30 protein-coding genes are annotated in these 26,499 nt (G+C 56.3%); 10 read left to right on the forward strand and 20 right to left on the reverse strand.

Features of this window, described 5'->3' with window-relative positions:
* Nucleotides 1-14: 14 nt before the first annotated feature.
* On the reverse strand, nt 15-704 hold the full coding sequence (locus tag NUH87_RS28475; protein ID WP_338523616.1) for an SOS response-associated peptidase family protein: 690 nt from the start codon (nt 702-704) through the stop codon (nt 15-17).
* A 103-nt stretch (nt 705-807) separates the two neighbouring features.
* Between NUH87_RS28475 and NUH87_RS28480 the strand changes: the two genes are divergently transcribed.
* On the forward strand, nt 808-1,236 hold the full coding sequence (locus NUH87_RS28480) for a translesion error-prone DNA polymerase V autoproteolytic subunit (protein ID WP_338523617.1): 429 nt from the start codon (nt 808-810) through the stop codon (nt 1,234-1,236).
* Nucleotides 1,226-2,512, forward strand: coding sequence for a translesion error-prone DNA polymerase V subunit UmuC (gene umuC / locus NUH87_RS28485; protein ID WP_422393889.1), 1,287 nt, complete (start codon nt 1,226-1,228; stop codon nt 2,510-2,512). The genes NUH87_RS28480 and umuC overlap by 11 nt, the downstream gene beginning before the upstream one ends.
* A gap of 268 nt (nt 2,513-2,780) precedes the next feature.
* On the opposite strand, the gene NUH87_RS28490 is transcribed toward umuC, so the two are convergent.
* The 5 genes from NUH87_RS28490 to NUH87_RS28510 all read right to left on the reverse strand — a co-directional run bounded on the left by NUH87_RS28490 (nt 2,781) and on the right by NUH87_RS28510 (nt 6,908).
* Nucleotides 2,781-3,890, reverse strand: coding sequence for a hypothetical protein (locus NUH87_RS28490; protein ID WP_338523618.1), 1,110 nt, complete (start codon nt 3,888-3,890; stop codon nt 2,781-2,783).
* Nucleotides 3,891-3,935: 45 nt separating this feature from the next.
* Nucleotides 3,936-4,217 carry a hypothetical protein gene (locus NUH87_RS28495; protein WP_422393890.1) on the reverse strand — a complete coding sequence of 94 codons (282 nt, stop codon included), beginning with the start codon at nt 4,215-4,217 and terminating at the stop codon, nt 3,936-3,938.
* Nucleotides 4,218-4,260: 43 nt separating this feature from the next.
* On the reverse strand, nt 4,261-5,004 hold the full coding sequence (locus tag NUH87_RS28500) for a hypothetical protein (protein ID WP_338523619.1): 744 nt from the start codon (nt 5,002-5,004) through the stop codon (nt 4,261-4,263).
* A 292-nt stretch (nt 5,005-5,296) separates the two neighbouring features.
* Nucleotides 5,297-6,295, reverse strand: coding sequence for a hypothetical protein (locus NUH87_RS28505; RefSeq protein WP_338523620.1), 999 nt, complete (start codon nt 6,293-6,295; stop codon nt 5,297-5,299).
* A gap of 265 nt (nt 6,296-6,560) precedes the next feature.
* Nucleotides 6,561-6,908 (reverse strand): DUF6124 family protein, encoded by a 348-nt coding sequence (locus tag NUH87_RS28510; RefSeq protein ID WP_338523621.1) that lies wholly within the window; start codon nt 6,906-6,908, stop codon nt 6,561-6,563.
* Nucleotides 6,909-7,487: 579 nt separating this feature from the next.
* Between NUH87_RS28510 and NUH87_RS28515 the strand changes: the two genes are divergently transcribed.
* Complete coding sequence (locus tag NUH87_RS28515) at nt 7,488-7,853, forward strand: DUF3742 family protein (protein ID WP_338523622.1); 366 nt, start codon at nt 7,488-7,490, stop codon at nt 7,851-7,853.
* A 22-nt stretch (nt 7,854-7,875) separates the two neighbouring features.
* Here the strand turns inward: NUH87_RS28515 and NUH87_RS28520 are convergent, their stop codons facing one another.
* From NUH87_RS28520 to NUH87_RS28540, 5 genes are read right to left on the reverse strand one after another with little or no spacing between them, the layout of a single operon-like run.
* Nucleotides 7,876-9,387, reverse strand: coding sequence for a conjugal transfer protein TraG N-terminal domain-containing protein (locus NUH87_RS28520; RefSeq protein ID WP_338523623.1), 1,512 nt, complete (start codon nt 9,385-9,387; stop codon nt 7,876-7,878).
* A gap of 1 nt (nt 9,388) precedes the next feature.
* The gene (locus NUH87_RS28525) at nt 9,389-9,733 is read right to left on the reverse strand and encodes a hypothetical protein (protein WP_338523624.1); all 345 of its coding nucleotides are present in this window, start codon (nt 9,731-9,733) and stop codon (nt 9,389-9,391) included.
* Entirely contained in the window at nt 9,730-11,127 is a 1,398-nt protein-coding gene (locus NUH87_RS28530) for an integrating conjugative element protein (RefSeq protein ID WP_338523625.1), read from the reverse strand. The genes NUH87_RS28525 and NUH87_RS28530 overlap by 4 nt, the downstream gene beginning before the upstream one ends.
* A 48-nt stretch (nt 11,128-11,175) precedes the next feature.
* The gene (locus NUH87_RS28535; RefSeq protein WP_338523626.1) at nt 11,176-12,123 is read right to left on the reverse strand and encodes a TIGR03756 family integrating conjugative element protein; all 948 of its coding nucleotides are present in this window, start codon (nt 12,121-12,123) and stop codon (nt 11,176-11,178) included.
* Nucleotides 12,120-12,524, reverse strand: coding sequence for a TIGR03757 family integrating conjugative element protein (locus NUH87_RS28540; protein WP_338523627.1), 405 nt, complete (start codon nt 12,522-12,524; stop codon nt 12,120-12,122). The genes NUH87_RS28535 and NUH87_RS28540 overlap by 4 nt, the downstream gene beginning before the upstream one ends.
* Here NUH87_RS28540 and NUH87_RS28545 point away from each other — a divergent pair.
* Nucleotides 12,439-12,618, forward strand: coding sequence for a hypothetical protein (locus NUH87_RS28545; protein ID WP_338527069.1), 180 nt, complete (start codon nt 12,439-12,441; stop codon nt 12,616-12,618). The genes NUH87_RS28540 and NUH87_RS28545 overlap by 86 nt on opposite strands.
* A 107-nt stretch (nt 12,619-12,725) precedes the next feature.
* Here the strand turns inward: NUH87_RS28545 and NUH87_RS28550 are convergent, their stop codons facing one another.
* Complete coding sequence (locus tag NUH87_RS28550; protein WP_338523628.1) at nt 12,726-13,787, reverse strand: DUF3800 domain-containing protein; 1,062 nt, start codon at nt 13,785-13,787, stop codon at nt 12,726-12,728.
* A 486-nt stretch (nt 13,788-14,273) separates the two neighbouring features.
* On the opposite strand from NUH87_RS28550, the gene NUH87_RS31425 reads away from it, so the two are divergent.
* Complete coding sequence (locus NUH87_RS31425) at nt 14,274-14,519, forward strand: DUF4160 domain-containing protein (RefSeq protein ID WP_422393891.1); 246 nt, start codon at nt 14,274-14,276, stop codon at nt 14,517-14,519.
* On the forward strand, nt 14,512-15,069 hold the full coding sequence (locus tag NUH87_RS28555) for a DUF2442 domain-containing protein (protein ID WP_338523629.1): 558 nt from the start codon (nt 14,512-14,514) through the stop codon (nt 15,067-15,069). The genes NUH87_RS31425 and NUH87_RS28555 overlap by 8 nt, the downstream gene beginning before the upstream one ends.
* A gap of 242 nt (nt 15,070-15,311) precedes the next feature.
* On the opposite strand, the gene NUH87_RS28560 is transcribed toward NUH87_RS28555, so the two are convergent.
* Nucleotides 15,312-16,331, reverse strand: coding sequence for a hypothetical protein (locus NUH87_RS28560; protein ID WP_338523630.1), 1,020 nt, complete (start codon nt 16,329-16,331; stop codon nt 15,312-15,314).
* Nucleotides 16,332-16,334: 3 nt separating this feature from the next.
* Nucleotides 16,335-17,993, reverse strand: a complete 1,659-nt coding sequence (locus NUH87_RS28565; protein ID WP_338523631.1) for a hypothetical protein — start codon at nt 17,991-17,993, stop codon at nt 16,335-16,337.
* Nucleotides 17,994-18,590: 597 nt separating this feature from the next.
* On the opposite strand from NUH87_RS28565, the gene NUH87_RS28570 reads away from it, so the two are divergent.
* Complete coding sequence (locus tag NUH87_RS28570; RefSeq protein WP_338523632.1) at nt 18,591-20,306, forward strand: S8/S53 family peptidase; 1,716 nt, start codon at nt 18,591-18,593, stop codon at nt 20,304-20,306.
* Between the two features lie 154 nt (nt 20,307-20,460).
* Entirely contained in the window at nt 20,461-20,883 is a 423-nt protein-coding gene (locus NUH87_RS28575; RefSeq protein ID WP_338523633.1) for a hypothetical protein, read from the forward strand.
* Between the two features lie 74 nt (nt 20,884-20,957).
* Here NUH87_RS28575 and NUH87_RS28580 read toward each other — a convergent pair whose 3' ends face one another.
* On the reverse strand, nt 20,958-21,359 hold the full coding sequence (locus NUH87_RS28580; protein ID WP_338523634.1) for a hypothetical protein: 402 nt from the start codon (nt 21,357-21,359) through the stop codon (nt 20,958-20,960).
* A gap of 166 nt (nt 21,360-21,525) precedes the next feature.
* Between NUH87_RS28580 and NUH87_RS28585 the strand changes: the two genes are divergently transcribed.
* Nucleotides 21,526-22,002, forward strand: coding sequence for a hypothetical protein (locus NUH87_RS28585; RefSeq protein ID WP_338523635.1), 477 nt, complete (start codon nt 21,526-21,528; stop codon nt 22,000-22,002).
* Nucleotides 22,003-22,265: 263 nt separating this feature from the next.
* On the opposite strand, the gene NUH87_RS28590 is transcribed toward NUH87_RS28585, so the two are convergent.
* The 3 genes from NUH87_RS28590 to NUH87_RS28600 form a co-directional block, all read right to left on the reverse strand.
* Nucleotides 22,266-22,631: a hypothetical protein gene (locus tag NUH87_RS28590; RefSeq protein WP_338523636.1), complete on the reverse strand. Its 366-nt coding sequence runs from the start codon at nt 22,629-22,631 to the stop codon at nt 22,266-22,268.
* 112 nt (nt 22,632-22,743) lie between these two features.
* A complete protein-coding gene (locus tag NUH87_RS28595) occupies nt 22,744-22,896 on the reverse strand; it encodes a hypothetical protein (RefSeq protein WP_338523637.1) in 153 nt (50 codons plus the stop codon).
* Nucleotides 22,897-23,351: 455 nt separating this feature from the next.
* On the reverse strand, nt 23,352-23,648 hold the full coding sequence (locus NUH87_RS28600) for a hypothetical protein (RefSeq protein WP_338523638.1): 297 nt from the start codon (nt 23,646-23,648) through the stop codon (nt 23,352-23,354).
* A gap of 955 nt (nt 23,649-24,603) precedes the next feature.
* On the opposite strand from NUH87_RS28600, the gene NUH87_RS28605 reads away from it, so the two are divergent.
* Nucleotides 24,604-24,891 carry a hypothetical protein gene (locus tag NUH87_RS28605; RefSeq protein WP_338523639.1) on the forward strand — a complete coding sequence of 96 codons (288 nt, stop codon included), beginning with the start codon at nt 24,604-24,606 and terminating at the stop codon, nt 24,889-24,891.
* A gap of 313 nt (nt 24,892-25,204) precedes the next feature.
* Here NUH87_RS28605 and NUH87_RS28610 read toward each other — a convergent pair whose 3' ends face one another.
* Together NUH87_RS28610 and NUH87_RS28615 are read right to left on the reverse strand one after the other, a co-directional pair.
* Entirely contained in the window at nt 25,205-25,561 is a 357-nt protein-coding gene (locus tag NUH87_RS28610; RefSeq protein ID WP_338523640.1) for an HNH endonuclease, read from the reverse strand.
* Nucleotides 25,562-25,787: 226 nt separating this feature from the next.
* Complete coding sequence (locus tag NUH87_RS28615; RefSeq protein WP_338523641.1) at nt 25,788-26,426, reverse strand: hypothetical protein; 639 nt, start codon at nt 26,424-26,426, stop codon at nt 25,788-25,790.
* Nucleotides 26,427-26,499: the final 73 nt, after the last annotated feature.

The following is a 26,499-nucleotide window of genomic DNA, read 5'->3' on the forward strand; positions in this document are numbered from 1 at the left end:
CAGACGCTTACACATCACCCTATGGGTAGTATCAGCTCTGCTCCCTGATTTTTGACGTTCCCTACAGCTGTGCCCACGGGGTACCACTCGAACGCATCGACGGGCAGGCACTGGTTTTTCGCAATGTCCTCTGCCCGTGCTGGTGAGAGTTCAGGGTCGATCCATTCCCGGGCATGCTCTGGCGCGAGCACCAAGGGGCGCCGGTCGTGGATGTCGACCATGCCCTGGTCGCTTGCGGCGGTGATGATGACGAAGCCATCACCCTCATGTGGCTCAAGCCCGGGGTGAACCTGGGCCAGTGCCGCGAAGAACATCGGTGCTTGGTTCTTCAGGCGAATGAAGTAGGGCTGCTTCTTCTTCGGGTCATTGGGATCTTTCACCCACTCGTACCAACCGTCGGCCACGACCAGCGCTCGCCCACTTGGCCAGAGCTGTTTGAAGAATTTCCCAGTGGTGACGGTTTCGACCCGTGCGTTGATCGGATCAGGTCGTTTGCCCTTGGCCCAGAAGGGCGCCCAGCCCCAGTGCACGGGATCGATCCGCAGGCCTTCTTCAACGCTGTGCAGGATCAGTACGCGAGTGGTGGGGGCAATGTTGTAGCGGGCGATGGGCTCATTGTCGTAGCCACTGATGACGTCCTGCTCGGCCTCAAGCTCGCGCAGGTAGTCCGCCATACCCTGATACTGGGCAAATCGTCCGCACATGCTGAGTACCTCCGCTTGTCGCCATCCCCCTCAATGGAATTGACCGCAAGGCTCCTACAACGTTAACTGTATATTCGTACAGGTATTTCGGAAGTCGTGCGTCATGAGCTTTACCATTTTAGGCCCTCTCGCAGAAGGCGGTGCCGAGCTGCCCCTCTGTTCCTTCAAAGTGCCGGCGGGTTTCCCGTCGCCGGCCTCTGACCATATCGAACAACAGATCTCACTGGATGAGCTTTTGAACATACGAGCGCCCCATGTGTACCTGGTGTCGATTGAAGGGGACAGCATGCAAGGCGCTGGCATCTTCGATGGTGACCTGGCCGTGGTGGACCGCTCTATGGAGCCACTGCACGGACATATCGTCGTTGCACTGCTGAACAACGAACCGGTCTGCAAGCGGCTGTGCAAGCAAGGGCCAGAGGTGATCCTGAAGTCGGAGAACCCCAGGTACCCGTCCCGTTACGTCATGGAAGGCGATGAACTGTCGATCTGGGGGGTAATTACCTTCAGTGTGCGCAGCCATGGCCATTGAACGCCCTGAGCCCGTCTTCGCGCTGATCGACTGCAACAGCTTCTATGCAAGCTGTGAGCGAGTGTTCCGGCCGGACCTCGCCCATACGCCCATCGTCGTGCTGAGCAACAACGACGGTTGTGTGATTGCCCGCTCTGCGGATGCCAAGCCACACATCAAGATGGGCGAGCCGTATTTTCAGATCCTGGACAAGCTCCGCCAGCACGGCATCGTACCGTTCTCTTCGAACTATGCGTTGTACGGGGACATGAGCCAGCGGGTCATGACGGTGATTGAGTCCATGGTGCCCGCGCTGGAGGTCTACAGCATCGATGAGGCGTTTGCTGAACTCACCGGCATGACTGAGAACCTGGAGCAGTTGGGGCGCCGCATACGCGCTCAGGTGCTGCGGAGCACCGGCATTCCGGTGGGGGTAGGCATCGCCGGTACCAAGACCCTCAGCAAGCTGGCCAACCACGGCGCGAAGAAGTGGCAGGCGCAATTGGGCGGTGTCCTGGATGTCCGGGCACCGAACCGCCGGGAGAGGTTGCTCAAAGCCTGCGATGTATCGGATGTGTGGGGAATCGGCCGGAAGATGACTGCACACCTGGCCGGGATAGACATCAGAACTGCTTGGCAGCTCTCACAGGCTGATCCCTGGATGCTGCGCAAGAACTTCAGCGTGGTGATCGAGAAGACGGCCCGTGAGTTGGCAGGGACACCATGCCTGGAGCTGGACGAACCCGACGCACCCAAGCAGGAGATCTGCTGCAGCCGGATGTTCGGCCAGCGGCTGCAGACATTGCCGCCGATCAAAGAGGCCGTGGCCACTTACATGATGCGAGCCTCGGAAAAGCTCAGGGCCCAGCACTCCTTGTGCAAGAAGATCCGGATCAGCATCCGGACAGGGATGTTCAACCCAGAAGAGGCCAAGTACGCGAACGGGGTGGTGATCGATCTGCCGTACCCCACAGACGACGTGCGCCTGCTGACGAGAATGGCGGTCGATGCCCTCGACCAGCTCTTTCGGCCCGGCTTCAGATACAGCAAAGCCGAGGTCCTACTCCTCAATCTCTGCCAGCGAGGCGAGTACACCGATGACCTGTTCGCTGCCTCTCAACCCGCCAACACCACGAAGGTGATGACCGTCCTGGACCAGATCAACGAACGATGGGGCAGGGGAACGCTGCGCGCGGCCAGCGTCCCGCTGCACCCCGAGTGGGGCATGCGCCGGGAGATGATGAGCCGCAGCTTCACCACGCGGCTGGACCAGTTGTGGAGGGTGTCTTGCTGCTGACTCCATTGGTGTCGATACGTAGTGGTAACACGACGTTTGAGGTAACCAGCGGCCAGAGCGCAGAGCGTATTAGGGAGAAATATACGCTGCGATGATGCACCCTTACCGGTAGGTGAGGCGGTAGAGCTGGTAGGTTCAGCATTCCAGCGTGATGCGACAGGTCACAAGGGGCAGATCGTGCTGGACCCGATCAATCAGATGTGGGGTAAGGAACACCGCGTGCGGCCAGCGTTCCTGTGAGTTATGAGTGGGATATAATACTTTAAAATTAAAAGCATGGAGGCTTTGGTGGGTAAATCTGATCTCTGATATGGTAATCGGTTGCTATTAAGCCAAGGTATAAATTTCCAGTTAATACATCATCCTCAGGGTACATTGGGAAGGTTTCTGGCGAAGGATGTGGGTCCCCGAAAATTGGGTGGTTGTAGGGGAACTCTTCGGTGAAGCCAATATAGTCAATTTGTATGTCGCTAAGGCAAGCATTTACAGTTTTGGCGACATAGTTGGCCGCTAATATGGTCTGATAGAAGACTGCTCTTAAAACATTTTTTCTATATTCGATATACTTGCCTTGTTGTTCGTAAGCAAGATGATCTGCTGATATCCAGTAGGTTACAATTCCTTCGTTATCCATCTTGCTTTCATATTGCCAGCATGTGGCGATTAAGTCTTTTATTACTCTATTGAAGTTGGTGATTGCAATTTTTACATTGCTGGGTAGGTCCTGCCAGTGCGGGTCCTTGAGGATTTCGTTGATTTTATAGAAGTAAGATTCTAATGATAATATGTAAGGTCTGGAAAAGCGTACGCTAAATTGGCCTGAAGGTAGAAAATTGCAATGTGTGCTCATTTTTGAATAGCTTACAAGCTTGCTCCAGGCTTTGAAAAATCTATGCGCTTTATCTCTGTCATTGATTAGGAGGTGATAGTATTTTTTTACTAGTTCAGGGTATTGTTCTAATCTTTCTATTACGTCGGTCCAGCCAAAAAAATGAACAGAAAAGCTGTTTGTTTCGTTTTGTGTTGCAGTTATCTCTCGAGCAACCCGTTCTAGGTTTGTATCTTTTGGGCCTGTTGTGGCTAGTATAAAGTGGTCTATTCCAGGTTTGAATTTTTTTGCTTTTTCCACCTCGTTCCTTAACTCTTTCTCGGTAACGGTGGCGTTGGTATAGTTATCTTTTCCTTTGCATTGTATTCCGTATCGCTTGCCTGCCGAGTCAACGCCATACACATCAACACCGCATTGAGGCTGCCCATTTCGGCCATTTCTCTGTGTGTTTTTGTCTTCTAGAAGCAGTGCCCAAAGATCTCGGCATAACCGTTCAAAATTTTGCCAGTCAGAGGGGGGTGGAAGTTGCATCAGGGTAATGCTAGCCATTGCTCTGCTCTTTAAAGTTTTTAGTGAAGGTGCCGTGCTCTAAATTTACAAGCTGACTGAACGATAACCTACAGATATTGGGGTATCAAGGGCTGAAAAAGGAGGTGAGGTCTTGACGGCACAGTCGCACTGACAAAGGCTGTTGTCCGGTTCGTGGTGGATCGGCGCATGAGGAAACTGCGCCGGCAGCGGTACACGCTTGGGTTGCTGGTTCGCTTTGGCCGCATCAGGTGCCCATTGAAATGCCTCAGATTCAACCTTGATCGTCGCGAAAACGGTACCAATCATGCCATCAAGCAAGCCGGTCTGGGCAACTTGGACACTCACTTTGTGCGCAGCTTCAATGAGCTCAAAATCGTACAGTGGGCAGCTATAGTCGTGTCACTAAAAGCATCAATAACACCATCACACCAATACCAATTACATCCACCAACAGGCTTAGCCACTTCGACCCACCGTATAGAGCCTTCATGCCCAGTTGGCTATTGCGCCCGGCAAGCCTCATGACAGCGCCGATAATTAACACTACGACTAGGGCACTGACCTGATGCGTTTGAACATAGGTATTGAAAAACTCACCAATATCGCCCTGAGCTTTCCAGTTCCACAGGCCATACACTACACCTGCGATGTAAAGGCTCAGCCATAGTCCCCACGCTGCAGTGGTAACCACAAAATATTTCAACGGTGGCTTGCTTAGCTCGGGGCGCCATTTGCGAATCATAAGGATGGCACCATAGTGATAGCCCCAACGTAGTCCAGCTAGGGCATATACCAGCAGGGTTGTAAGGGCGAATGCTATCCAAAAGCACTGGCCTTCGGTTTTATGCAATTGCAGTAACAAATCGGCGGGGGGCTTTGCAGGAGCGGGCTTGTGCATTTCCTGCCAGAACATCCACTGGTAGATGGACTGAACCGCAGCCGCGCACACGCCAGCTACTACCAATGGAGTGCCCCAAAGCCCCGGCAGTTTTGCGTACGCAGGCTGGGACTGGTGTGCTTGTCTAATGAAGGCCAAGGGGCGTATAAACATGGGGCCAAGCATTAACAGGATGTAGGTAGTAACTTTGGTGCCGCGTAGCAGGCGCCAGGTTTTTCGAAGTGATGTGGGCATTTATATGAAGTCTCAGCAGTTAGGGTATTCAAGCTCACACATGGATAAGCACTTTAATGATTAGTCAGTTTCCATCGCATAGCCTCTGTCATGCGCCGCTTGGCTGTGCAATTGTTCGATCAGCCTATCGTCGGTGTTGACCTGTTCTGGCAAAATCGGCGGCAGGACTTCGCTCTCCAATTTCGACCGCTTACCCCCGAACAACTGCGCACACTACAGAAGGACCCGCTGCACGGTAGCGAGAGCATTGAGTCGGGTTGAAGAGGTGCGCCTCCTGTTCAGTTGTGGCTGGCTACGGCACTGAGGTCAGGAAGTGCGAGACGGCAGCAGCCGGCACCTCTATGACTTGATCTCCTTCTTTTCCCTCCAGGCGGATTTTCAAACCGGTCGTCGCTCGCACTTCGAGGTAGGAGCGAGGCAGCGGGATTCTTGCCGCCTCATTGCGCGCACATTTTGAACCATTGCAGGAAATGGTTTTGTCAAAAATTAGCTGGTAGTCCAACAACTGGTCGTATTCATTTCGCGCGAAGCGGTAACTGTAGCTGTGGGGTGACACGTAGCCGATCATAATAAGCAATCCATAACCCATGGTGCCTGGTCTGCCAGCCGCAGTGAGGGACACATTACCGCCACCCCAATCGCCCTTGTGGTCGGACTTGAAGTCAATTTCTTCGGAGTAGACGGTGTTTCCATTCTCCATGTGGGTCACCGTGACTTTCCTCTCGCTGCTATCTTCCTGGCGAGCGGAGGTGGCCGGCGACGTCAACAAGGTTTGCGCGGGCCTTATCATCGGTGCAGGCGCGTTTTTTGGAGTTGGAGGTGTCAGAGCTGTTGAGGCAAGAACGGGCGCGACACGAGCTAATCCCTGAGCGATTTCCGCAGCTACTTTGACGTCTTTGCAGGTGAAGCTATCGCACTCGTAAGAGGAGGCGCGAGCGAGACGATAGTACCTATCCGCTGCCTGGTAGAACCCCAGGCCTTCAGCAGCGCGACCCAGGTAAAAGTATTCATGGTCGCTTTCTAAGTTCACATCGGCCACGCTTAGCGCGAGGTCTCGCCAAGCCTTATGTTTGTACAGTTCGGCCCAGTGATTTCGATTCAACCCTGCCGCGCCGGCGCAGCTTAGCCCGCATCGCAAGCGGATCTCGCCTTTGGAGAACGTGCCATAGACGTCCGAAATTTGTTGCCCAGACCCATCGCGCACACCGCCACTGCCGCAGCCCGTCAATAAGCCGGCTATCACCAAACCAGTACCGAAAATTCGCCAGGCGGACCAAGTAGCAGTCTTCATCCTTCCTTCCCTTGAATGATGGCATTTTGATAGTATCAGATTATAGGCCTGAATGCGTTGTTCACATCAAGGCAAACTTGTGGCGGTCAACTCCGACGGGTTCGCCAATGGGCTGTCCAAGGACCACACGGGCAGCCACTGCGGTAGGTGTGTTCGGTCTCGGTATCAGATTGGCACTGATGCTCAATGTTACCGGGCAACCGAAGACCAGAATCATGATCAACAAAACGGGAAGCCAGGCTTCCCGTTCATACGCAGGGCGTTGTCAGCCTGTGACGCTGACGGCCTGCTCATTGAGGACTGAATCCATCTTCAGTTGCGCCAGCTCAATCAGGTGCACCACACCCATCGCCACCTTGCGATTCGAACCGGTTTGGTTGTCGGCGTGCTCATAGGCGGTGGCCGCAGCGGATTGCAGAATCGAGTAGACGTTGGCCAGGGCGTCTTCCTGACGGTTGGGCTCATTCAGATGATCACGCAGCACGGTGATAGGGGTAGGTTTTGAGCCAGCATCCGGACCGAGGTTGTAGTGAGACAAAGCCCGGTCGGCGATACGAGGATCGATGGTTTCAACGTTGGAGAATGCAGGCGGATTGGGAGTGGGTTTGAACATGATTCGATAACTCCAGGTGCTTGATTGGTAGCTATCACCCTCGCTGCTAAACGAGGGTGGCAGCCGTACGCAGGTTAGCAGACCGGTGCACTTGGAAAACCGGCGCGCCCGAAGACGCCCTGCGCACGACCACCATAAAGACGAGGATCGAATGAGAACCTCTTGGGGTGGTGCTTTGCGCAATTAGTGCACGACAGGCTGCTAAACCCGATCACTGATGAGCAGTGACGAGTAGAAGCCTAGCCGCGAGATCAGGCGCAAACAAGCGGTCAGGATTTTCTAGGAAATTTCACTCGATGGAAAGCGAGTTGTCTTGCTGGCCTTGGCAAATCACCGCAGAGAAGCGTTCGTTCAACAGCTCACAGAGCCTCATATCATTTCCATCGTCCGGCCAGCGCCAACTTCACGCCTGAAGGTCGCCACGAGCTCTCCAGTGACGGCGCATGTCTGCTGAAAAATGCCTGCTGCTTTTACGAATTCCCCTACAAGCGTGTCTCGTATCTATCTGCAAAGCTGATGGGGCAGCGGGCCCCTCAAGGCACTGAAGCAAGCCCAATCATGAATGCAGGGAAGGTGAATATGGACGAGACGAAGAACCAAGGATTTGCTTACCGACTGGGCTATCGCCTTGGACGACTGCAGGGCGCCTGTCGCAGGATTGAAACCACCCTGGTTGGGTGGTTTAAAAAGAAAGGCATACCACCTATGGCAACGCGGTCTGTGCGTTGGATCGTGAAGTTGGCCGTTGCAGGACTGCTTTTGTACCTGGCGTTTTGGATTGCACTGTTCGTGTTGGGTGCCTTAGCCATTGCGAATGCAGCAGCCATTGCACCCGATCAAGAGATACCTACTGGTGATAGTGATGGTTGGCGGCACGGTCATTCAGGCTTTGGTGATTACATTGATGACTATCGTGTTGATCCTGGTAGATTTGACAACGATTAACCATTGATGAAAACCTCCACTTTTAGGGCTTGGTCGCCATTTTCTTTAATGAATCGGCACCTCCGCCTCCAGAACCCTCGGCTCCCTTCGTACCTTGCCTGAGCCCGTCAATAGAGTTACCAACCTTGATTCCGGCGAAGCTCAAAGCTCCCATCCAGAACATCGGCAAAATGATGAACAACGCCGCCATCACATAATTCAGCAGCATGTCGGCCTGTATGTTGTGCAAGCCCATCAACGGGTCTAGGTTCGAGTAGGGAGAGTTGTAGCCATAGAGAGCGTCGAGGATGGTGGTGTCGATCCAGCGTGCAAGCTGGAACCAGAAGTCCACAAAGATCATCGCGAACTGCACCACCGACACCGTGACGGCGGCCTTCAGGTCGTAGGTGCTGAACATCAGCACCAGCGGTATGCAGATCACCAGCGCCATTTTTAGTGCCGCCATCACCATGGGCAGTGCCTGGCGCACAACGTCCATCGCTGGGAAGTACGCCAGCGTTCCCATAGACAGCCCAATGGTACCTGCGGCTCGGCTCAAATCGTTGTAGGGAGAGCCGCCCACCTGACCGCCATAGTCCATGTAGATCTGCCCCTGCGTCATATGCTGACTGCTCGGCGACACCACTTGTCGAATGATCGCGTCGTTCACTTCCTCCTGGGACATGAAGCTGGCCCACCGGATAAAGCGCTCGAGCAGGCTGCTGTCCACTTGGCTGAGCAATCGCGTCCGCAGGCCCTGATTGCTGTCGCCCCACCACTGGTTGCAAGTCGGGTAACCGCCGCCATGGCTGACCTCGGCCAATCCCATGTCCCGTACCGGATCGTAGGGCCACTCGGCCCGTGGGGTCTTGGAGTGGTAGGTGTCGTAGTACCCGGATTGCTGACTGAAGTAACGAGAGCCGATCCAGTTGATGTCGTGGCTCTGTTCGTCAGTCAGGGTGGGGCGGCTCATGAACAGTTTGGCCCGGGCGTAGCCGTAGCAGTCGTTGGTGAAGTCGGCGACCTCTTGCGTGAGCACCGGGTCATGCAGCCGGGTGGTGTTGACCTGCATGCGCATCTGCCGCAGATCCGTGCCACACGGAATAGCCGCCACCGCCGCACCGGTCACCGCCTTGGACATCGAGTGCACGAACCACCACCACACCGGCACGCGGGCGCTCTGGTTGTTCAATGACGTGAAGGATCGACCCCAGCCGGTGTCCTCTGGGGCCGGCACCTGGTACTGGCATTGCTGTGAGCGGCTGTCGTCAAACTGCAGGGTTGTGAGGTTGAGCTCAATGAAGGGCACGCCGGCAAACATGATCACGGCGGTGGCCAGCCAGAGGCGGTTCTCGATGCGGGTGGCGGCCAGCAGACCTTTGTTGCCCTCATCGGCGCCTTCATCGCGGGCCCTGAGCCATTCCTGGAGCAGGATCGCAAACATTGGCAGGGCGAAGAGCCCGGAGTCCATCAGCACGTCCCAGATGCCGTTGCCGACGAGCCAGCCCACGAGGGTCAGGTAGTACTCCAAATAGTCATTGGTGTAGAGCGTCATGTCAGCCTCCTAGCTGGGTGTAAGCGCGGGACAGCTCCATCAGAACTACGGCCAGCACGACCGCGATTTCGGCTTTGCGCCATCGCAGGTTCGCGCCCGGTTCACGTTTGAGCAGGCGCGCGCGGTACTTGAGCCACCCCAGCAGGGCGACGCTGTAGAGGCCCATGCGCCAGGCAAAGAAGTACCAGTAGGTCTGGGCTCTCCAGGCCTGCCAGGCCGGCAACCCCTGCATTACATACACACCACCCAGGTTGAAGGCGGCGGCGATGAGAATGACCAACAAGGCGACGGCGATAGGGGCCCAGACACTCCAGCCTTTGAAGCGAGAGAAGAAGGGAGCGCTCATGGTCGCTGAGTCCTTCTGCCGTTGTTGACGTCCTTCTCCACCGCTTCGAGCCGGTTGGTGTCCGGGTCGCCTTCGTAGATAGTGCGTGAGTTGTCCTTGCGCTCGGTGTGGCGGGCGATGATGGCGGCGGGGGAGTTGCTGGTGAGGGCGCGGCGCAGTTCAAGCTCGGTCCGCAGGTTGGTGATCTCCTGTTGCAGGGACTCGCGCTCCTGGTTCACCGCCGCCGTGGCGATCTCGTTAGCTGCGACATTGGGTTCCTTGTTGCCAGCCAGCAGGGTGCGTTGCAGCAGCAGGGCTTTTTCCAGCACGCTGGTGACGGCGATCTCTGACGCCAGGCGCTGGGCCAACAGCTCCTGGTCGGGCTCATCGCGCAAGGCGGTGATGACGCCCCGGGTGATGGGCATCGAGCTGCTGCCGGCCGCGGCGAGGTTCTCCAGGCTGGGCGGCTGGGTACCGGCAATCAGCGCTTGCAGCGACTGGAGTTTGCTTTCGTACTCTTCTTGAATCAGTGGCGTTAGGCCCACGCCTGCGGTGGTGCTGCTCTTGGTGCAGCCTTCGCAGGTCTGCTGCTCCACTTCGCCCAGGACACGGTTGGCGAACGTGGCGGCTTCATCCGGTGAGCGCCAAACACCGCAGAGCATGCCGCTGTTGCAGTCGGCCGGCGCAATGGCTCCCGTCTCCGTGGCGCCACGGCCATTGAGGAGGTTGTAGCCGGCTTTGGTGACGGTGTTTACCACCCGGATCGGTGGCTGACCCCGGCCACCGGCTTTGTCACCGCCCACCCAGGGAATGCCGGTATTGCCCTTGTCTGACTCGGCCTGTGCCGTCACCGCGACGGCATCGCGGTTCTGGCCCATGGCTTCCTTGAGCGCCTGGCCTTCGGCAAGTGAGCCCCAACCGCTCTGACTGCCGGCCACGTTGACCATGCGCTCGGCCATGGCGCGGCAACTGGCCTTGGAGCGATCGAAGTCCAGACGGGCCTGCAGGATGCCGTTGGTGAGCAGGTTGTACAGGGCCGGGTCCGCCCGCTGAATGATCAGCGCCGGCAGTGAGGCCACGGCGCCAGTGGCGTTCTGAATCAAGCTGCCCATGATGCTCTGAAAGCCATCGGTGAGCCCATTGAGCTGGTTGTGCAGGGTGGTGGACAGGTCCATGTTTCCGCACATGAGGTTGCTGTTCCAACCCACGCCCACGCCGATACTGCGCATGTTGCCGGCACGTCCCATGGACACGGCATTGCCACCACCAATGCGGTACAGCACGTCGTCACCGATCACGCTGCCGGTGCTGCTGAAATTGGGTGGCGCCGCGAAGGCAGGCAAGCCTGAGAGGGCCGTGAAGAGGACCAGCCAGGGGCCGGCTGAAGGCCGTTGAAACACTGACATCCGAGTCATGGGTGAAGCTCCGTTCCGTATAGAGACGATGGAAAGACGGGAAAGGCGTTATTGAGGGCCTGTGCTGCCGAGAAAGGTCTGACCCTCTCGCTTGCAGCAGGTGTAGGGGCGCCACAGCGACCAGGCGTAACCGCCGTCCTGGGCCTGAAGGTGAGGGCCTGGATGAGGAAAGACCGAACAAGAGGGGCTGAGCATCGGTGTCAGCGCCTGCCACTTGCCCGTGCTGGGATCGGATTCACGCAGTTCCCCTGCGGGCCAGTAACCCGGACTCGGTAGCGCCAGAAGCGGCCGGTAGACATGCAATTGGCCCGGTCGGGTCACGATGTCACCCGCGCGTTGGGCCATCACGGCAGAGGCCTTGTAGTCGTCAGGCTGGTGCAGGAAACCACTGCGCGGATAGACGCTGCCCCACAAGTTCAGGGAAAGCCGGCTGCCGATCTCACGCAGGCCTGGGATCAGCGAAGGCGGGTAGATGCTTTCCGGAATGCCATGGCGCCAGCCGAGGGTGTCGAGGGTGCTGAGCAGGTTGGGCACATAGGGTGTACCGGCACCCGCGCAGGTGTAACCCGACCCACTGGCAAAGGCATTGAACGCCGCGATGCCCGGGTGACCGATCACATCGACGTTCTTGAAGACCGCGAGGTTGTTCTCGTTCGCGTTGTTGGTGGTGCCGCTGCCACCGCCCTGGGCCGTTGGGTTGGCCGGGCTTAGGAGCCTGACTTCCGTCCAGGGGTTCTCACCCGTGGAGGAATAGCTGGAGACCACGGCATCGGGCACGTAATGCCGGACCTTGGCCGATGTCTTGACGCTACAGCCGAAGGGCGTGCAGCGCAGCCAATAGCACACCCCCACGACCTGGTACTCCAGGCAACTCGGAGACGACACCGATGGGACGATGGTGGCGGTGTCCAGGGCGAGGCTCAGGGTGGAGTAGGGAAGGGCCAACAGGACCACTACCCACGATTTCACTCGCGTACGCGACGAGCCAATATTCATGGCTGAGTCCTCCTGAAATGCTCGATCTTCGCGAGCGCTCGCTCAAGGTTCGGATCGCCGTAGACGACGTAACGCTGGTCCACGACAACGGCCGGCATCTTGGTAACGCCGAGGCTCCAGGCTTCCACTACGTCCTGGTGGGCCTGTCTGATTTCGGCTGCGGTTTCGGTTGTGAGGCTTTCCTGAAAGAAGGCCTGCGCCAGGGCAGGATCCGCCGGCAGTTGACCGGACAGCACAGCCTCCAGGTGATCAAGACGATCCAGGTGAATCAGGCGAACGTCCGGCGTTACCTCAACAGGATGGGCTGAGTCCGTGATGACCCAGGTGCTGGCGAAACAGGTGGGGGCAACGGTCAGCAAGGCAGTCAGGCCGAGCGACCGAAAAGAAGGCGATAGCGTCATGGCAAAGGTCCGGGTAAGAGAAACCCAAATCCTCTCCAAAGCGACGCACGATCACAGCAAGAAAACAGGATTACGAGTGGGAGCTTTTTTATGAAGGCTGATGATCCTTGGCTGGTAGTGCCTTGAACATAGTAAGCCGCAGCTCACCATAGTTCCTGGGCTTAATGGACTCGGATTCAAGCGTCATGCCGAATGAATCGCCTAACCTTTGGGGCCGACGTGAAAGTAAGTACCGAAGTAGTCGATTACCTCGGCTGCCTGCGTGCCTTGGCGGAACCGCCTCTGCTCGGTAAAGTCGATCGACGGCAACATATGGATAAACTGGTGGTCGGCATATAGTGCCATCACCGCTTTGGCATCCAATCCTCCCGTACGCTGGCCAGTCAGCGTATTGGCCGCCTCGATAGCGGCGCCGATCAACACGTCAGCCAACTGCACTGCCGGACTTGTTCTTGAGTCTACTTGTGTCACCGACTCAAGTTTTAGTGGGAATTTGATGCGCGCGATCTCGGATTGGCGGAACTCGATGGTCTCCTCATGAGCGATGTAGCGCTGCAGCAGATCGTGGTAGGTGAGCAGGTTCTTGGACTGATCGTGCTCTACACGGTATGGGCCTGCGGCCATTTCTTCCATGCGACTAACCAGTGACTGCAACACAATGAAGGCCGCATCGGTACTTACACCAGGTGTTGTGATTGCCTCCAGGCACTCCGGCGCAGCATATTTTGCTAATGGCCCCAGTGCCTCCGGTAGCTCTTGCCACCTAGTCTTGCGCGCCGCAGAGACGAGCTCATTAATAGCTTCCAGGCTCTTTTCCTTGACGGCCCGCTGAAAAGCAGCCTGCAAGCTATCGAAGGCTACCTTGCCCAAGAGTTTGGGGCCAACAGTGTACAGCAGAGACGCCATCGCGTAATTCTGCCCATCCTCGTAGAAATTAAGCCCTCGCTCGTAGTAAAACGGCTCCACTGCATAGTCCAAGAACATCAGCAACAGCAGGTAGCGCTTGTCGCAGACATAGGTCACACACTTGTAATTGGTCAGGATATCCTGCTGGAGTCTCAGCAGACGGGGATGATTTCCAGATCGTCGTGCTAACGCCCGGTACTTAAGCTCAGAGGCTTGCAGTTTTGGAAAATGCTCTTTGATCAGGCGTGCTGCATCCTCGTCGCTGATGGCGACAGCTGTGGCCCCCTGGAAGCGCTGTTCGGCATTCAGAAGATCAAATCCCGTGTAGCCACTCTCGTCGATTCGGAAGCATTCCATTTGACACTTCTCCTGTATGTTGTTTACACCGGTTCGACCCGAGCGAGCAACAGAGCGGTCGCAACCCAACTCGTGCTTGGTGATGGTGCACAAGCGTTCGGCCTTCGAGTTAGCTTTCAAACGTCGCGAGCTGGAGGGCGAGCCAGAGCTTTGTCGGGTGTATGATGCTATTCAGCAGGCCCCATCAGCGGGTTGGTAGTGTCTTGATCATACCTAGCCCTGCTAATGATATAGACGTTATTCGCCGAGCATTCGAAGCCATGAAGCCTGAAGCCATGAAGCCATGAAGCCATGAAGCCATGAAGCCTGAAGCCTGAAGCCTGAAGCCATGATGGCATAATGGTGTGGTGTCGCCTTGCGTCGCTTGAAAATGACGCCATGATGAGTAGCAACAATTCTCGGAAGCACAGAGGACGCGTAAGCTGGACCTCGAGCGAGGCCCTAGTTTACGTTGAAAAATGACTGGTAAAATGGATAGCAGTGAGCATGCCCACAATCGACCGAATAGATGGATATCGAGTTTTGTACTACTCGAACGATCATGCTCCAGCGCATGTCCACGTGATGAACAAAGATAGTGAGGTGATTTTCGTGTTGAACTGCTCGGATGGGCCACCCACGTTGAGGGAGGATCCGATCAACATGCCGTCTCATGAAGCAAATCGGCTGTGCAAAATAGTGTCGGCGTCAGTGGGCACCTATTGCAAAAAATGGAGTCAGTTCTATGGCTAATAACCTAGGTACCGGCGCCTCTACAACACCCTCCGGCTCGGGCACTCAGCAGCTTCGCATGTTGGGCCTGTATGCGGTAAAGGCACATTTTGATCGCTTATCCCGCAGGCTTATCATCGACTTTCATTCAGGCGTCCGGCTTGAGGTCCCCACTGGCCTCGTTGAGACCTTGGATGTGGGGAGCGCAACTCAACTGAGTGAAATTGAGATCAGCCCGTCTGGTCTGGGGCTGTACTTCCCTCAATTGGATGCCGACATCTTGATAGCAGGCCTGCTTCAGGGCGTTATGGGGAGCCCGGCGTGGATGGTGAATCACAACGATCGCATTATTCGCATCAAGAAGGATGAGGCGATCCGCATTGCAGATGAAAAAAAGAAAACTCGAAACTTAATGAGCGAAAAACCGCTTCAGAGAGTGGCCTATGGTTCAAAATTTTGGAGGATAAAGCTGGGGTTCGCAGGCACCATTCGCAAGCAGGACGGTGATGGAGCTCTGAAGGTAGCAGCACGACGTCCTGGTAGCTCGCCCAAAGGACAAAAGAAGCGTTAAGCATAGGGCTAAATACGCGTTTGAAGCAAAGCGCGCCGGAGATGTGACGGTCGTAGGAGAGTGGCAACCCACCTATTAGTCAGGTATGGCCTGAGTAGACGCTCGCAAGGAAGGGGGGAGTTCGCATTGCCTCGCCGAGCCAATCAAGTTCAATAGGCGCGCACCGGCGTTACTCTGCAGAGCAAGGCGTTGACACCTGAGCAGAGCGCCGGAGGTACATTTGTGATTTGGTCAAGGACTGACTAGTTCGAACTCGTATCATGTGCCTGAACCATGCTCGACACTTCTACCGTCAAAGGTCTGTTCAGTTGGTATACCCCGAAAATACTCACTGCACCGGCCAAGCTGAGTCCGCAGAGCCCCGCCAGCAGCATACGTACTGATCGACGCAAGCGTGCTTCACTGTTCTGTTGCTCGATACGAAGGAGCTTCAGCGCAGCCTCGCGACTGACAGCATTCTGCTCGTGTTCGGCACGCAGTGCTTGCAGCGCCTGTTCTTGTTCGGTCACTACACTTCGAAGCAGCGCCAATTGGCGGTTTGCATCAGCTTGCTGTGCTTCGGTACTGGTTAGCAGCTGTTGTTGTAGGGTCTGCTGAAGGTGCTCAAACCGTGAATCCACCTCGCTGCGTAATTCAACCTGCTGTTGCTCAGCCCGAGTCGTGTGCTGTTCCAGCAGCCGTTGTGATTGTTCGAGCTGGCTTTCGAGTGCCCCCCCAATCTCCTGCATGCGCCCATCGAAGTCAGCCAGAAGCGTGTCTCGAGTCGCCATGACCTCCTCGGCAATGCGTATGAGCGTCTCACCGTGCTCATCCGTCAGACCTTGCACATTGAGCAAATCCGTCACGTAGCTACGAAGTTTAGTGGCCTGGTCTCGAATAACCGTCTGATGTTGCTCCAGCCGAAGATTCTGCCGAGCCAGCTCCTCAGCCTTGGTCCTCAGGTCGTCCTGTTGATGGCGAATCAGCTCCTGCTGCTGGGTCAATTGCTGCGATTGCAATGAACTGATCACCATCAGCTGGGCCAGGGTCTTGGAAAACTCCGCCTGCACTTCTTGAGCGTCGAGTTGCGCGCTCTTCAACTCTCCTTGGTTGAAAAGTCGTCCGAAAAAACTGCGCCGCTCATGCTCGTCACGAACCTGTTTGAATTTATCCAGAAGCTTGAAGGTGCGGTGAAACTTCTCATACACCTCGGCAACGTCAATCTGCGCCAGCAGGTCGTCACTGGGCACCATGTCGGCAAGCTGTGCGATAACGGTGGACATCCCCTACCTTTCCTTTTTCAACTGTTGAAGCAACGAACCCAATCGCTCATTGAGTTGTTTCTTGGTATCGATGGCCTGGGTCAACGCGGTAAGCGTGACATCCTGGTGCTGTATGGTGGCCTGTGCGTGCACAATCGATGTATGGGAGGCCTGGCTGGCTTGCTCAAACTGCGTGCCGATCTGGTCGTTGACCTGCGCCATCTCACGGTAGCGCCGGGAGATCTCGAACTGTGCCTCGACCTGCGCAATCATGCGTTGGCCTAACTCGGCACTCGCCTCCAGCGCATTGATCTGTGCATTGATGAAATCGGTACCTTTGTCCAGCATCCAGTCGATCAGCGAATCGATGCCATACATCAGTAGTGCGTTGGCCAACCCAGTCATCAAGCCGGTGAGTACTGGTGCAATCATCCCGGCCAGTGGCGCCAGCACTGGAATGCTCAGGATAAAAGCATTGACCGACTGCTCCCATAGCATTCCCGCCCCTAAGGTGAAGAGCCCGGCTAGGCTCTTGCTGACCGCACGTATTACCTCCGACGTGGGCATGCCTTCTGGCGGCCAAAGCAGTAGCTTTAGCGCCTCGAACAGTTTTTCCATGCCGCTGCGGATGATGGTCACGACCTTGGCAGAGGTAGTGATCAGGTTGTTGATCAAGAAGGTCAGTAAGTTGCTGACCAGACCTTGCAACCCGCCCTCGAAGAACGCCTTGAAGGCATCCTTGAATTTACCCTGCACACGTTTGAGCACTCGCTCAATCGCCGCGAGTACCCGATTGAGCAGTGTTTCCTCGCTGTTGCGCTGGCTTACGACCTTGTGCACCTCGACAAAGCTGCCATTAACCAACTCGAACAACAGCACGCCCATGGCCCGATTCAATCCGGTCTTGCCAAACTCTTTGGCTCCGGTGGTGCCTAGCTCCTTACCGTGGTACAGCATTCGCTCGCCAGTGCCTGGCAGGTGGCTATCAACCGCCTCTCGGGCTTTCTTAATAAGTGGTTGGGTACGGGATTCGTCGTAACCTTTTTCGCTCGATAGCGCCACGTCGGCTGCTTTGTGGCCCTTCGCACGATTGTTTTCAAGGGTGGTGTAGTGCAGGTTGCCCTGCTCGGAAGCCAATTTCTTGCGCCGTTCTGGCGACACCATCCACGCCCCTTCTCGATGCGTCTGTTTGAGTGGGATGGTGTGGTCTAGCTCGGCATTCATCTTTACTTTGCCGTTTTCAGTCACCCGTGTGGTTGGTGCCGTCTCGCCGGTGTAGGTGTCTGTGAAGGTCTGCGAATTCATCTGGCCTTTCTGGAACGCATCCTTGAGCTTCTGCTTTTTTCCTGCAGAGTAGTTGTAGTCCTTTTTGCGGTTGTAACGCTCGGATTCCTTGGCGTAAATGTCCTGATTAGCGTTGTGCTGGGTGGTGACGTTTCCACCCTTGATATCTGAAAACATTGCCGGCGTCAGGCCAAACGGTCCGACTACCTGTTGTAAGGCCTCCTCACGGCAGCTGTTGAGCAACTCTTGCAAACGCTGGTTCTTCAGTGCTTCTCGCTCGGAGCGGGGAGGGGCGAGGGATTGCAGGTTGCGCAGGTCTTCGTCAACTACCGAACTGAGCAGTGCGTCGAGATTGGCCTTTAGAAGGGGATCAGCTTCCAGAGGCGGCCGAGTTGGCATGGGACTGTCCTTGTCAGAGGGGGCGGCTAAAAGAAAGGATGTTATTAGGCCATCATTGGTGGGGCCTTACAATGAGGCTTTTGGAGGGGTTACTGATTAGGAGCGAGCGGCTGCCCATTTCACGATTAGTCTCCTTTACCCCAATTGACCAGAGGGCAGGGCGCATCAAGTCTACTAACCTTCATCATGTCCTGAGCCGATAGACGTTTCATCCCTCCGATTGGAGTGAGGGCGGTCTGAAGCAGATCATGGACCGTCGGTCCAGCCAACCGACCACGAGGTGGTCAGAAACCGTCTTACTCTGGCCTGCAACAGTTCGATCAGCTCACGTGCCCACAGCCAGGTTTCCAACGGGTCCTCAATCCTCAGTTGCCTAGTCGTGCGGGGCACCTGGCAGGGGGAGCTAAACAATGCCGTCGACGGATGAACGGCGGTTGCTCGGGGTGGCTTGGGTGCCTACGCTTTCCCCGACAGATTCACCTAGCGTTTGCGCACTAGCGCGACCGTAGCTCGGTGGGGCGTGGGGAATGCGGAGTGGCTTCGCGAAGTCGATGTACGAAGGCGTCAAGGTAGAGAAAAACGCACAAGGAGATTGCCATGCCGACCAAGCAGTACTATTCGCGCTGGACCGGAAAGCTCATCACGATGCACGACAACGCGCCGTTCCTGTCGATGCCCATTACACCCACTCGACCGTCTTTCGCGACCATCATGTCGCCGCCGGGATCCGCGGCCACACGTTGGAGCCTGACTGGGGATCATCCGTGGGACGCCGCGCACCACGCGGTGATGTCGGGCAACGCGACGTATGCTGAGCCAGACTGCGTACAGACACGGTACACAGATGCACAGATGCAGACCCGGGCTCAGAAAGCTCAGCTAATGTTCAGCATGGATGTGCACCACGAGGACGATGGGCCCAAAGAGCCGGCGCAGTGGGGGCCCGACAGGAAAGCTGACCCGAACTTTAGCCCCACCTGGTACTTGCGTTCAGCCAGATTTGATCAGGTCCACACTAAATATGTGATAGGTACCAACGTTCCTGTGACGGGTGCAGGCGTGCGGATCGCGCATCTCGATACCGGGTGCGCCCCGAAACATCTATCTGCGCCACGCCACCTTGCCCTTGCCGAAGGTCGAAATTTCTACGATTCGAGCACTCCGGCGGACGTGACGGATACGGATAAGGAATGGTTCAATCGGGGCCACGGGGTCGGCACAATTGGCATTCTGGCCGGCAACACGATGACGTTGGATCCCCAGCCCAAGTGGGGGTTTGGCAGCCGTTACACCGGCGACATCGGGTGTGCCCCGGACGCGACTGTTGTTCCGGTCGTGGTGGGGGGCATCGGTGGTTCCGTAATGCATCTTGGCGATGCATCGGTGGCGCAAGGGCTACTGTATGCGCTGGGTGACCAGGGGCGACAGCCCTGCGATGTCGTCACCATCAGCCATGGCGGCTACCCGTGCCAGTCATGGGCTGAGGCCGTGAATCAACTCTATGATGCCGGCATCATTGTGGTCGCTGCGGCCGGCGACTGGTATCGCGTAGGTTTGTTGGAGGCGCCGCCCCACTATACAGTCTATCCGGCCGCATTCTGGCGGGTCGTGACGGCGACCGGCGTGACGTACAAGAGCACCGGTTACGAAACCAGCGACAACGCGACGATGCAAGGTAGCTACGGTCCGGATTCGATCCTCTACAAGTCGATCGCCGCGTTCACGCCTAACGTCGCGTGGATGCAACCGATCACGCCGAACGATAACGCACCGTGGGAAATGTCAGGCGGCGGTACCTCTGCGGCCACTCCGCAAATCGCGGCCGCGTGCGCGCTCTGGTTGCAGAAACATCGCGATAAATTTCCGGACGCCGATTGGCGACGCGTCGAAGCATGCCGATATGCACTCGAGAAGTCAGCGACACAGCTATCGGCCAATGTAGTCCCTTACACCAGTCATCACGGCGCATTGAACGTCGAACTCATGCTTGCCGATCAGTGGGTCGACCAGGCCCTTGCGGGGATTGCGAGCGGGGCGATCGTACGACGTGATCCAGACAAGATCTCGTGGCCGTTGATCCGCGACCTGCTCGGGGAGGCGCCGCCCGGAAATCCGGAGATGTATGAGGTCGAAGCGGTTCAGACCGTTTATCGGTCGACCGATTCGGAGTTCGTGGCGCTCGCGCACCAGGACTGGGATGCCGCGGCGACGCGCAGGCCAGATTTGGCGTTGTCGCAGGCGGATCGGACAAAAGTCAAAACGCTGCTGCTGAACCACGATATTTCCAACGCGTTACGCAGGGCGCTTGGCTAGGCGACGCGGTTATCGTCTTGCGGCCCGTGTGCACCGGCGTGTTCAACGTGGCCGTTTCGCATCGGCGGAACGGCCAATACACACCTGGCTCAGGAAAACGTGCACAGGACAGCCTGCGCCGGAAGGCGCTCAGTCATTCAGATAGAGGTGAAATTTGGCTCACGTCGTTTCGGTACCCGCGCACGCGCCATGGTTCGACACGGATGTGCACGTTGTGGCAGGTATGCTGCTTCGATTTCGATCAATCGGCGTGTGGGTAGACGCGGTCATTCCTTGCTCAGCGGATGGTTACCCGGCCCAGTTGTTCTATGCGACCGGGCGTCCGCCGCGGATCCCCGACGATGGCCGCTATTTCCGTTTGATGGGGCGCATCGTGCCGAATGGCGTGGTGCCGACTCAAGACGATCCGGCGCAGACGTTTCCAATCGGCGTTCAGGGCGAACATCGGGTGACCACCGACGGCGTGCTCTTCGTATTCGCAAACGACCGCACCGGCTATTACTGGAACAATTGGGGGGCCATCACGCTGACAATTTTGACCGGTGAGGAGGGCAGCGACTCGTGGCAGGGCGAATAGAGACTCCATGCAAGACCAGCGGAACACGAGCGTATCGATAGGGGGGCTATTCGGCGCCCTTAAAGGGTTGCCACTCAGGTTCTATCACATCGATGGTAGTGCTCCAGCAAGACTCGTTCAATCATCGGCCTCGTGTATTTCTCGCTGGGACAAACCTCTACCGCATCGCTGGACCGTTTGAATTCACCGGCATCGAAAGCGAGGTAGATGGAAAGGGCGGGCTCCGGTGTTTCGCCATCGACGGCCAGTTGGGCGACAACGCTTTCCAGGCCATTCATGACCTGGATACAGAAATTGAAGTCGAGGGTCATCGCGTTAAAGCCTTTCGCCACCGTGAGTGTGAGCTCGTTAACAAGCTGACAAGGGTCAATCTTTAGCCGTGCACAAATGGGCGTTATGTCGTTGAGGCTCAGCCCGGTTTCAGTTGCGTCAAGCATTAAACGGTGAAGGTACGTCTTGCGATCATTCGTGGTCATTGCGATCCTCCCTGCTTAGAGCTGGAGATTGAGACACCAGGAGGTGCGCGTCTCTCAGATTTTTGTGGGCGCTGTCGATAAGTGTCGATTGTGTTTAAGCCAGCCTGAGCAGTCCAGTTCCTGTTGCCAGTCCGTGATGTGTTTATTTTTTGATGGAGCAGTGCATTTGAAAAAAGCCATGGTGGCCCTTTCCCTGTGTTTGACCTCCGGTTGTGTTGGGTTCTACCAGCAACCTCATGCAGAAGCTCCCCATGCGACGCTTGAAGCCATTCAAGGCGTTAATACGATGCTCGACGGCGGCGTCCAACAATATTGGGCGTACTACGATGTGGCGTGTACAGACACCTCTGAGACGGGTGTCCTTGGGGTTCGTAAAGGTGAGGCGACCGAGCAATTCTTGTTGATCCCGGACCGACGCATTTTTGTGCAGATGATGAGTACGGGAGGATCGAAGAAAGACGGTGTTGTCACCCTTCGCAACTGCATCAATGTCAGTAGCTTCGTCCCTGCTGCCGGGCAGACCTACCAGATAGTCCAAACAGTGCCATCGCGTGGCTGCCTCATGGAAATCTTCGAGAAGAATACGGGGCTTCCACCGCCATCTTTCGTCAGGGAGGAGGTTAAGAAAGGTTGTGGTCGGTAGGGGGGAGTGTTCCCCACATGTGCTGCATAGGTGGTGAATCAGGACGTGGCCGATGCCGACGTCTTGTTACGAATGGGCCACCGATGAAGGTCAGGTGGTTGAAGTTGGTCTGCGATGACTCCGCGGTCTGCATGGCACATCCGCTGACGCAACACGCCCAGTGCCACCACTAGCTCCTTGATGGCGCTGGTGGTGGCACTAAGAAGGGCAGAGAACTCGTTTTTTGTTTCACCCAAAATGGCAGGTTTGAGAAAATAACGCTTTTAACGAAGCCATTGGTACTCTTCAGGATCAGGATCAGGATCAGGATCAGGATCAGGATCAGGATCAGGATCAGGATCAGGATCAAGTCGGTCTCGTATGTCCCAGTAATCGCGTAGCAAGCCGAACTCAGTGAGGAGAGGACTGGCATCGGGGTAAAAGTCGTTCTGGTGGTCCATTTCCGCTAGCTCATTGACGAGCTCATACACTGAATACCAAAGCTCCATGTCCAGAAAGTAATGTGTGTCCGTGTAGGGATCATCCACGATGATAGGGAATTTCGTATTCAACCTGCTGTGAACGTTTGCTTGCGCGGCTAAGTGGCCGATCTTGATGAGCAACGGCAAGCGATGTGGGTTATGTCGCATGGCGAGTCTCCAAAGAGGAGGGGGCATCTGTCCCGACTGGGGGCAGGTGCCCCCAGGGTGGGAAATGAGCGTGCCCTTGTGCGGGTCAACTCATGGTTTCAAGCAAGCTAGGTCAGGCTTCAAAGGTCTCACGTTCATCTTTTTCTTCCTGCCATTGGATCAGAGCGGTGCTCAGTGCCATCACGCAGAGAAGAATCTGTACTACGTCACCGAGTAATATCCCTGCGACCAGCAAAAACAGGTTCAGACCAAACAAGATTTTCATATCGAGTCCTTTCTTCTGTGAATGGCACTCGACGGTGCCGTTCAGTTGCAGTCAGCCAGAACGGTGCTGAGGCGCCTTTGAGGGCGCCTGGGGTCAATCAAACCGTTCGACGAACGTCATCGTGAGTGTGCTGAATATCAGCGCCGGGATCGGCAGAGGGGAGTGTGGGTTTTGCCTTCCCGGTGGCTATTCAGGGGCTCGCTAGCGCGTGTGTGGCGAGCTGGGTCGAAGGTAAGGCCGCCCATTGAGAGGGCAATGATGAGCAGCGGACATGCGTGAGGCATGCGGTCGAATCGGTGAGGCAGCATCAGAGCCGAGGGGGTACAGGTCGAGGTGTTGAACCTCTTGAGGTCGAGCATCGCTCATGGTGATTCTCCAGAAAAAACAGAGCGCGGAGAAACACTTCGCCCGGCGGGGAAGGATTCCCCGCGTGGGTGGATGGAGCGTGAGGTGTGTTAGAGCGCCAGGTACTTCATGGCTGCCAATTGAAGGCCGATGAACGCGGACAGCATGACACCCATGCGGACGGTGAGTTTTGTCTCCAGCTGAGAGCAGGTGGCGACAACTTCAGCGCGTAGCGCTGTGATATCGGATTTCAGTGCTGTGATATCTGCTTTGACGTCAGTGATATCCGTTTTAGTAGCCAGTACGGATTGCATATCGTTCTCCAGTGCTTCAATCACTGCGGTAGCTTTCAGTTCCGGGACGTTGATCGCAACCAACGCCTGGTACATAGCCAGTTCTATTTTCATTAAGCCTCCAGGTTTTAGAGAGAGGCCTGCCCCATACGGGGGTAGGCCCGTATGGGGGAAAATCATGCTTGCGTCGACAGTGTCGACCGATCGCGCAACCGCAAGCGAAGCGATCTTGGGTGGGATCAATGCGCTCAATGAGGCGCACCGTAGCCTCGCGGATCCAGGCTACATGGGCATGTGGCTGACAACGTCAGCGAGACACGGTCACAGCATGGGAAATGCGCGTATGGATTGTCAAAACTCAACTGCTACAAGCTTTTTCTGCCCGGAAAATGCTACAAAGAAGAGGTCGGTAACTCACGCTGATGTTGAGGTTCCCTATCGGAAAAGCTGAGCAACGGACAGTTTCCCTTTCAATGGGGCCAAGTCATTGAAAGGATGTAGTTCGCGCCTCCCACTCAAGAAGGACACTTGGAAATGAGCCAGGCTATTGTACGAACCTACCCAATCGTTGGCGGTGGAGTCACTGAGGCGAGGTTTTCGATCCTCCCGGATGGGACCTTGCATGTCGAGCTGTTGATGATGCTTTGCCGGCTTTGGGGCCCTTGCAAGTCTCTCAGTTTCAAACCGCGTAAAGTTGATCGTTTTGACGTAGTCGATATCTCGTACGTCGATAGTCGTTCGGTAGTCTGCTGGACGGTGACGCTTTACCAGGAGAATGCAGCCGATTTAAAAAGCGTTTTGCCGGTGTAGCCAGTGCTCCTGACAACGCTTGCCGTTTCTGTGTGGAGGGTCGTGTTCAACACCGGTTGAAAACTGTCGCCCGAATCATCTGAACCCATGTCCCTGTAGGATGATCTGTCCTGTTCAGGAAAGTCCCAGGGGCACCGTTTCTCGCACGAGAGAAACAACACAACGCCTCGCCGTCACAAGCGAGGCCGAGACCATAGGAGAGGCGCGATTTTCGCCCCCGTGAATATCACATGTAACAGCTAAGAAGGAGTCGTATCTCATGAAAGAAAGCAACTGGGATGTCCTGGAAACCAAAAACCTCAACCTGCCCACAGTCAATGGCTTCATGGGTGAAAATGGCAATCTGATTATTTGCAATGAGGGTGACGGACTCGCGATATTTACCAGCGAGATGGTTGGCATGACAGACGTTTTGCGAGGGGCCAACCTTTTACATGTCACTAAGCCTGAGAAATATGCGGGATCATGGCGCTGTGTGGGGAGGGATACTTCGCGTGGAGACGCATACACGCCCTACCCGCTGATTTTTACTAAAGACGCTTCCTGATTTGCCTGACAGCCCGCCAGCCGGCGTTAGAAGAAAAATCTTGGTACTGCCCAAGCCCAGCCATCGCGCTGGGCGAAGGCCGTAGGAGAAGCGAGATGTTTCGCCGAGTAAGCAGTGCAGTGTTCAACTATCTTGGACAAGACGTTAGGCTTTTTCTCGGTCTGGCCTGGCGCTAGCACTCCGTTGAGTCGGCTCGCTATTGGGTTGGGAAATAAAATTGTACGGAACTCAGTGGGAGGGCGCTGCACCGAGCCCTAAATGACAACCACCCCATGGTCGTGAGTACGACCATGGGGTGGTTGCGAGGTCTAGCCTAAGGCTGAGCCGCTGGTCCCAACAGGCGAAACGGGTGCCAGCGACCTTCCAGTACCTTGCTCTGGACGAGCTCCCGATAGGCTTGCGACGGCAGAGCGACCTTGCCCTGATGCCGCCGGAGGTTGCATAGCTTGCAGGCCGCTGCGATGTTTGAGGCACGGTTTGAGCCGCCCTCACACTTGGCCACCAGATGTTCGGCCGTGCACTGCATCTGCAGAGCCTGCCTATGCGAGCAGCCATAGAGCTGCGCGTATTTCTGGGGCGAGGTGACGTACATGGGGTAGTCGCAGTAACAGCAGCGACCCTCCTGACGATAGAACGCATAGGCGCGCGCTCTTGCGATGGAGTTGGACACTAAAGGCCTCCTGGTTTCAGAAGAGGTCCGCGGTGCTGCCAGATGTCTTGCGCCGTCTTCACGGAATCAAGACGTCCGGCGGAGTGGGGCCCGATGCGGTGTTCAGACCGTAATTGAGCCGAGCACCTCGGTTTCAGAACATGCAGCAAGGGGAAACCGTCTGCTCACCCAGGAAGGTGAGCAGGCGGCTGGTGAGCCTCAGTCAGGCTGGGGCAGGGGAAATGAGTCAGTACTCACAGGGCAGCAGCACAGTGGTGACGCGCCTGTCCGCCTCGGTGATGATCCAGAGTCTTGTCTGGTCTCCGGCGTCTATGTTGTAGGCCGAGAGCAACCGGGTGCCGTTCTGCAGCGCCTGGGCGTTGCTCAGCTTGTCGTCCTCGTCCAACTCGCCCCAATCACCGGCGAGGTGCCGTTTCAGGTATGGAAGTATGTCCAGCAGCCCTTGTTGCTCAAGCTGACTCACACCTCGAGTCATCACCATTTGACCGGGCTCAAAGAGCAGGCTTTGAGTGTGCCGAGCCGATTGAGTGTGTTCGCTCCTGAGCATGATCCGCAGCAGCGTCGGTACGTCATGATCTCGCTCGACAATCAGCCGCAGGTCCAACCAGTGAAACTCATCCTGCAGATGCTGAGGTGGCAAGCGATAGAGGCCGAAGTCGTAGGTGTAACTGCAAAGCACCGACACCTCGGGCCGTTGGAGAATGGCTCGATAGCCGGCCCTTATGACTTCGGTCAGGCGTTGTTCAAACTCCATCCACTCAAAGGGATGATCGGTGTAAACGGCTTCCTGCCAGGTGCGTGCGCTGAGCACGACTGGCAGTTTGATCAGTTGCTGTTGCAGCGGGGTAAGGGCATTCAGTTGCATGGGATCTCTCCAAAAAAAGCCCAACACGGAGAGACACTGCACCCGCACGGGGGAGTGTTCCCCGCATGGGCTG

The sequence above is a fragment of the Pseudomonas batumici genome (assembly GCF_036585405.1).
Taxonomy (GTDB): Bacteria; Pseudomonadota; Gammaproteobacteria; order Pseudomonadales; family Pseudomonadaceae; genus Aquipseudomonas; species Aquipseudomonas batumici.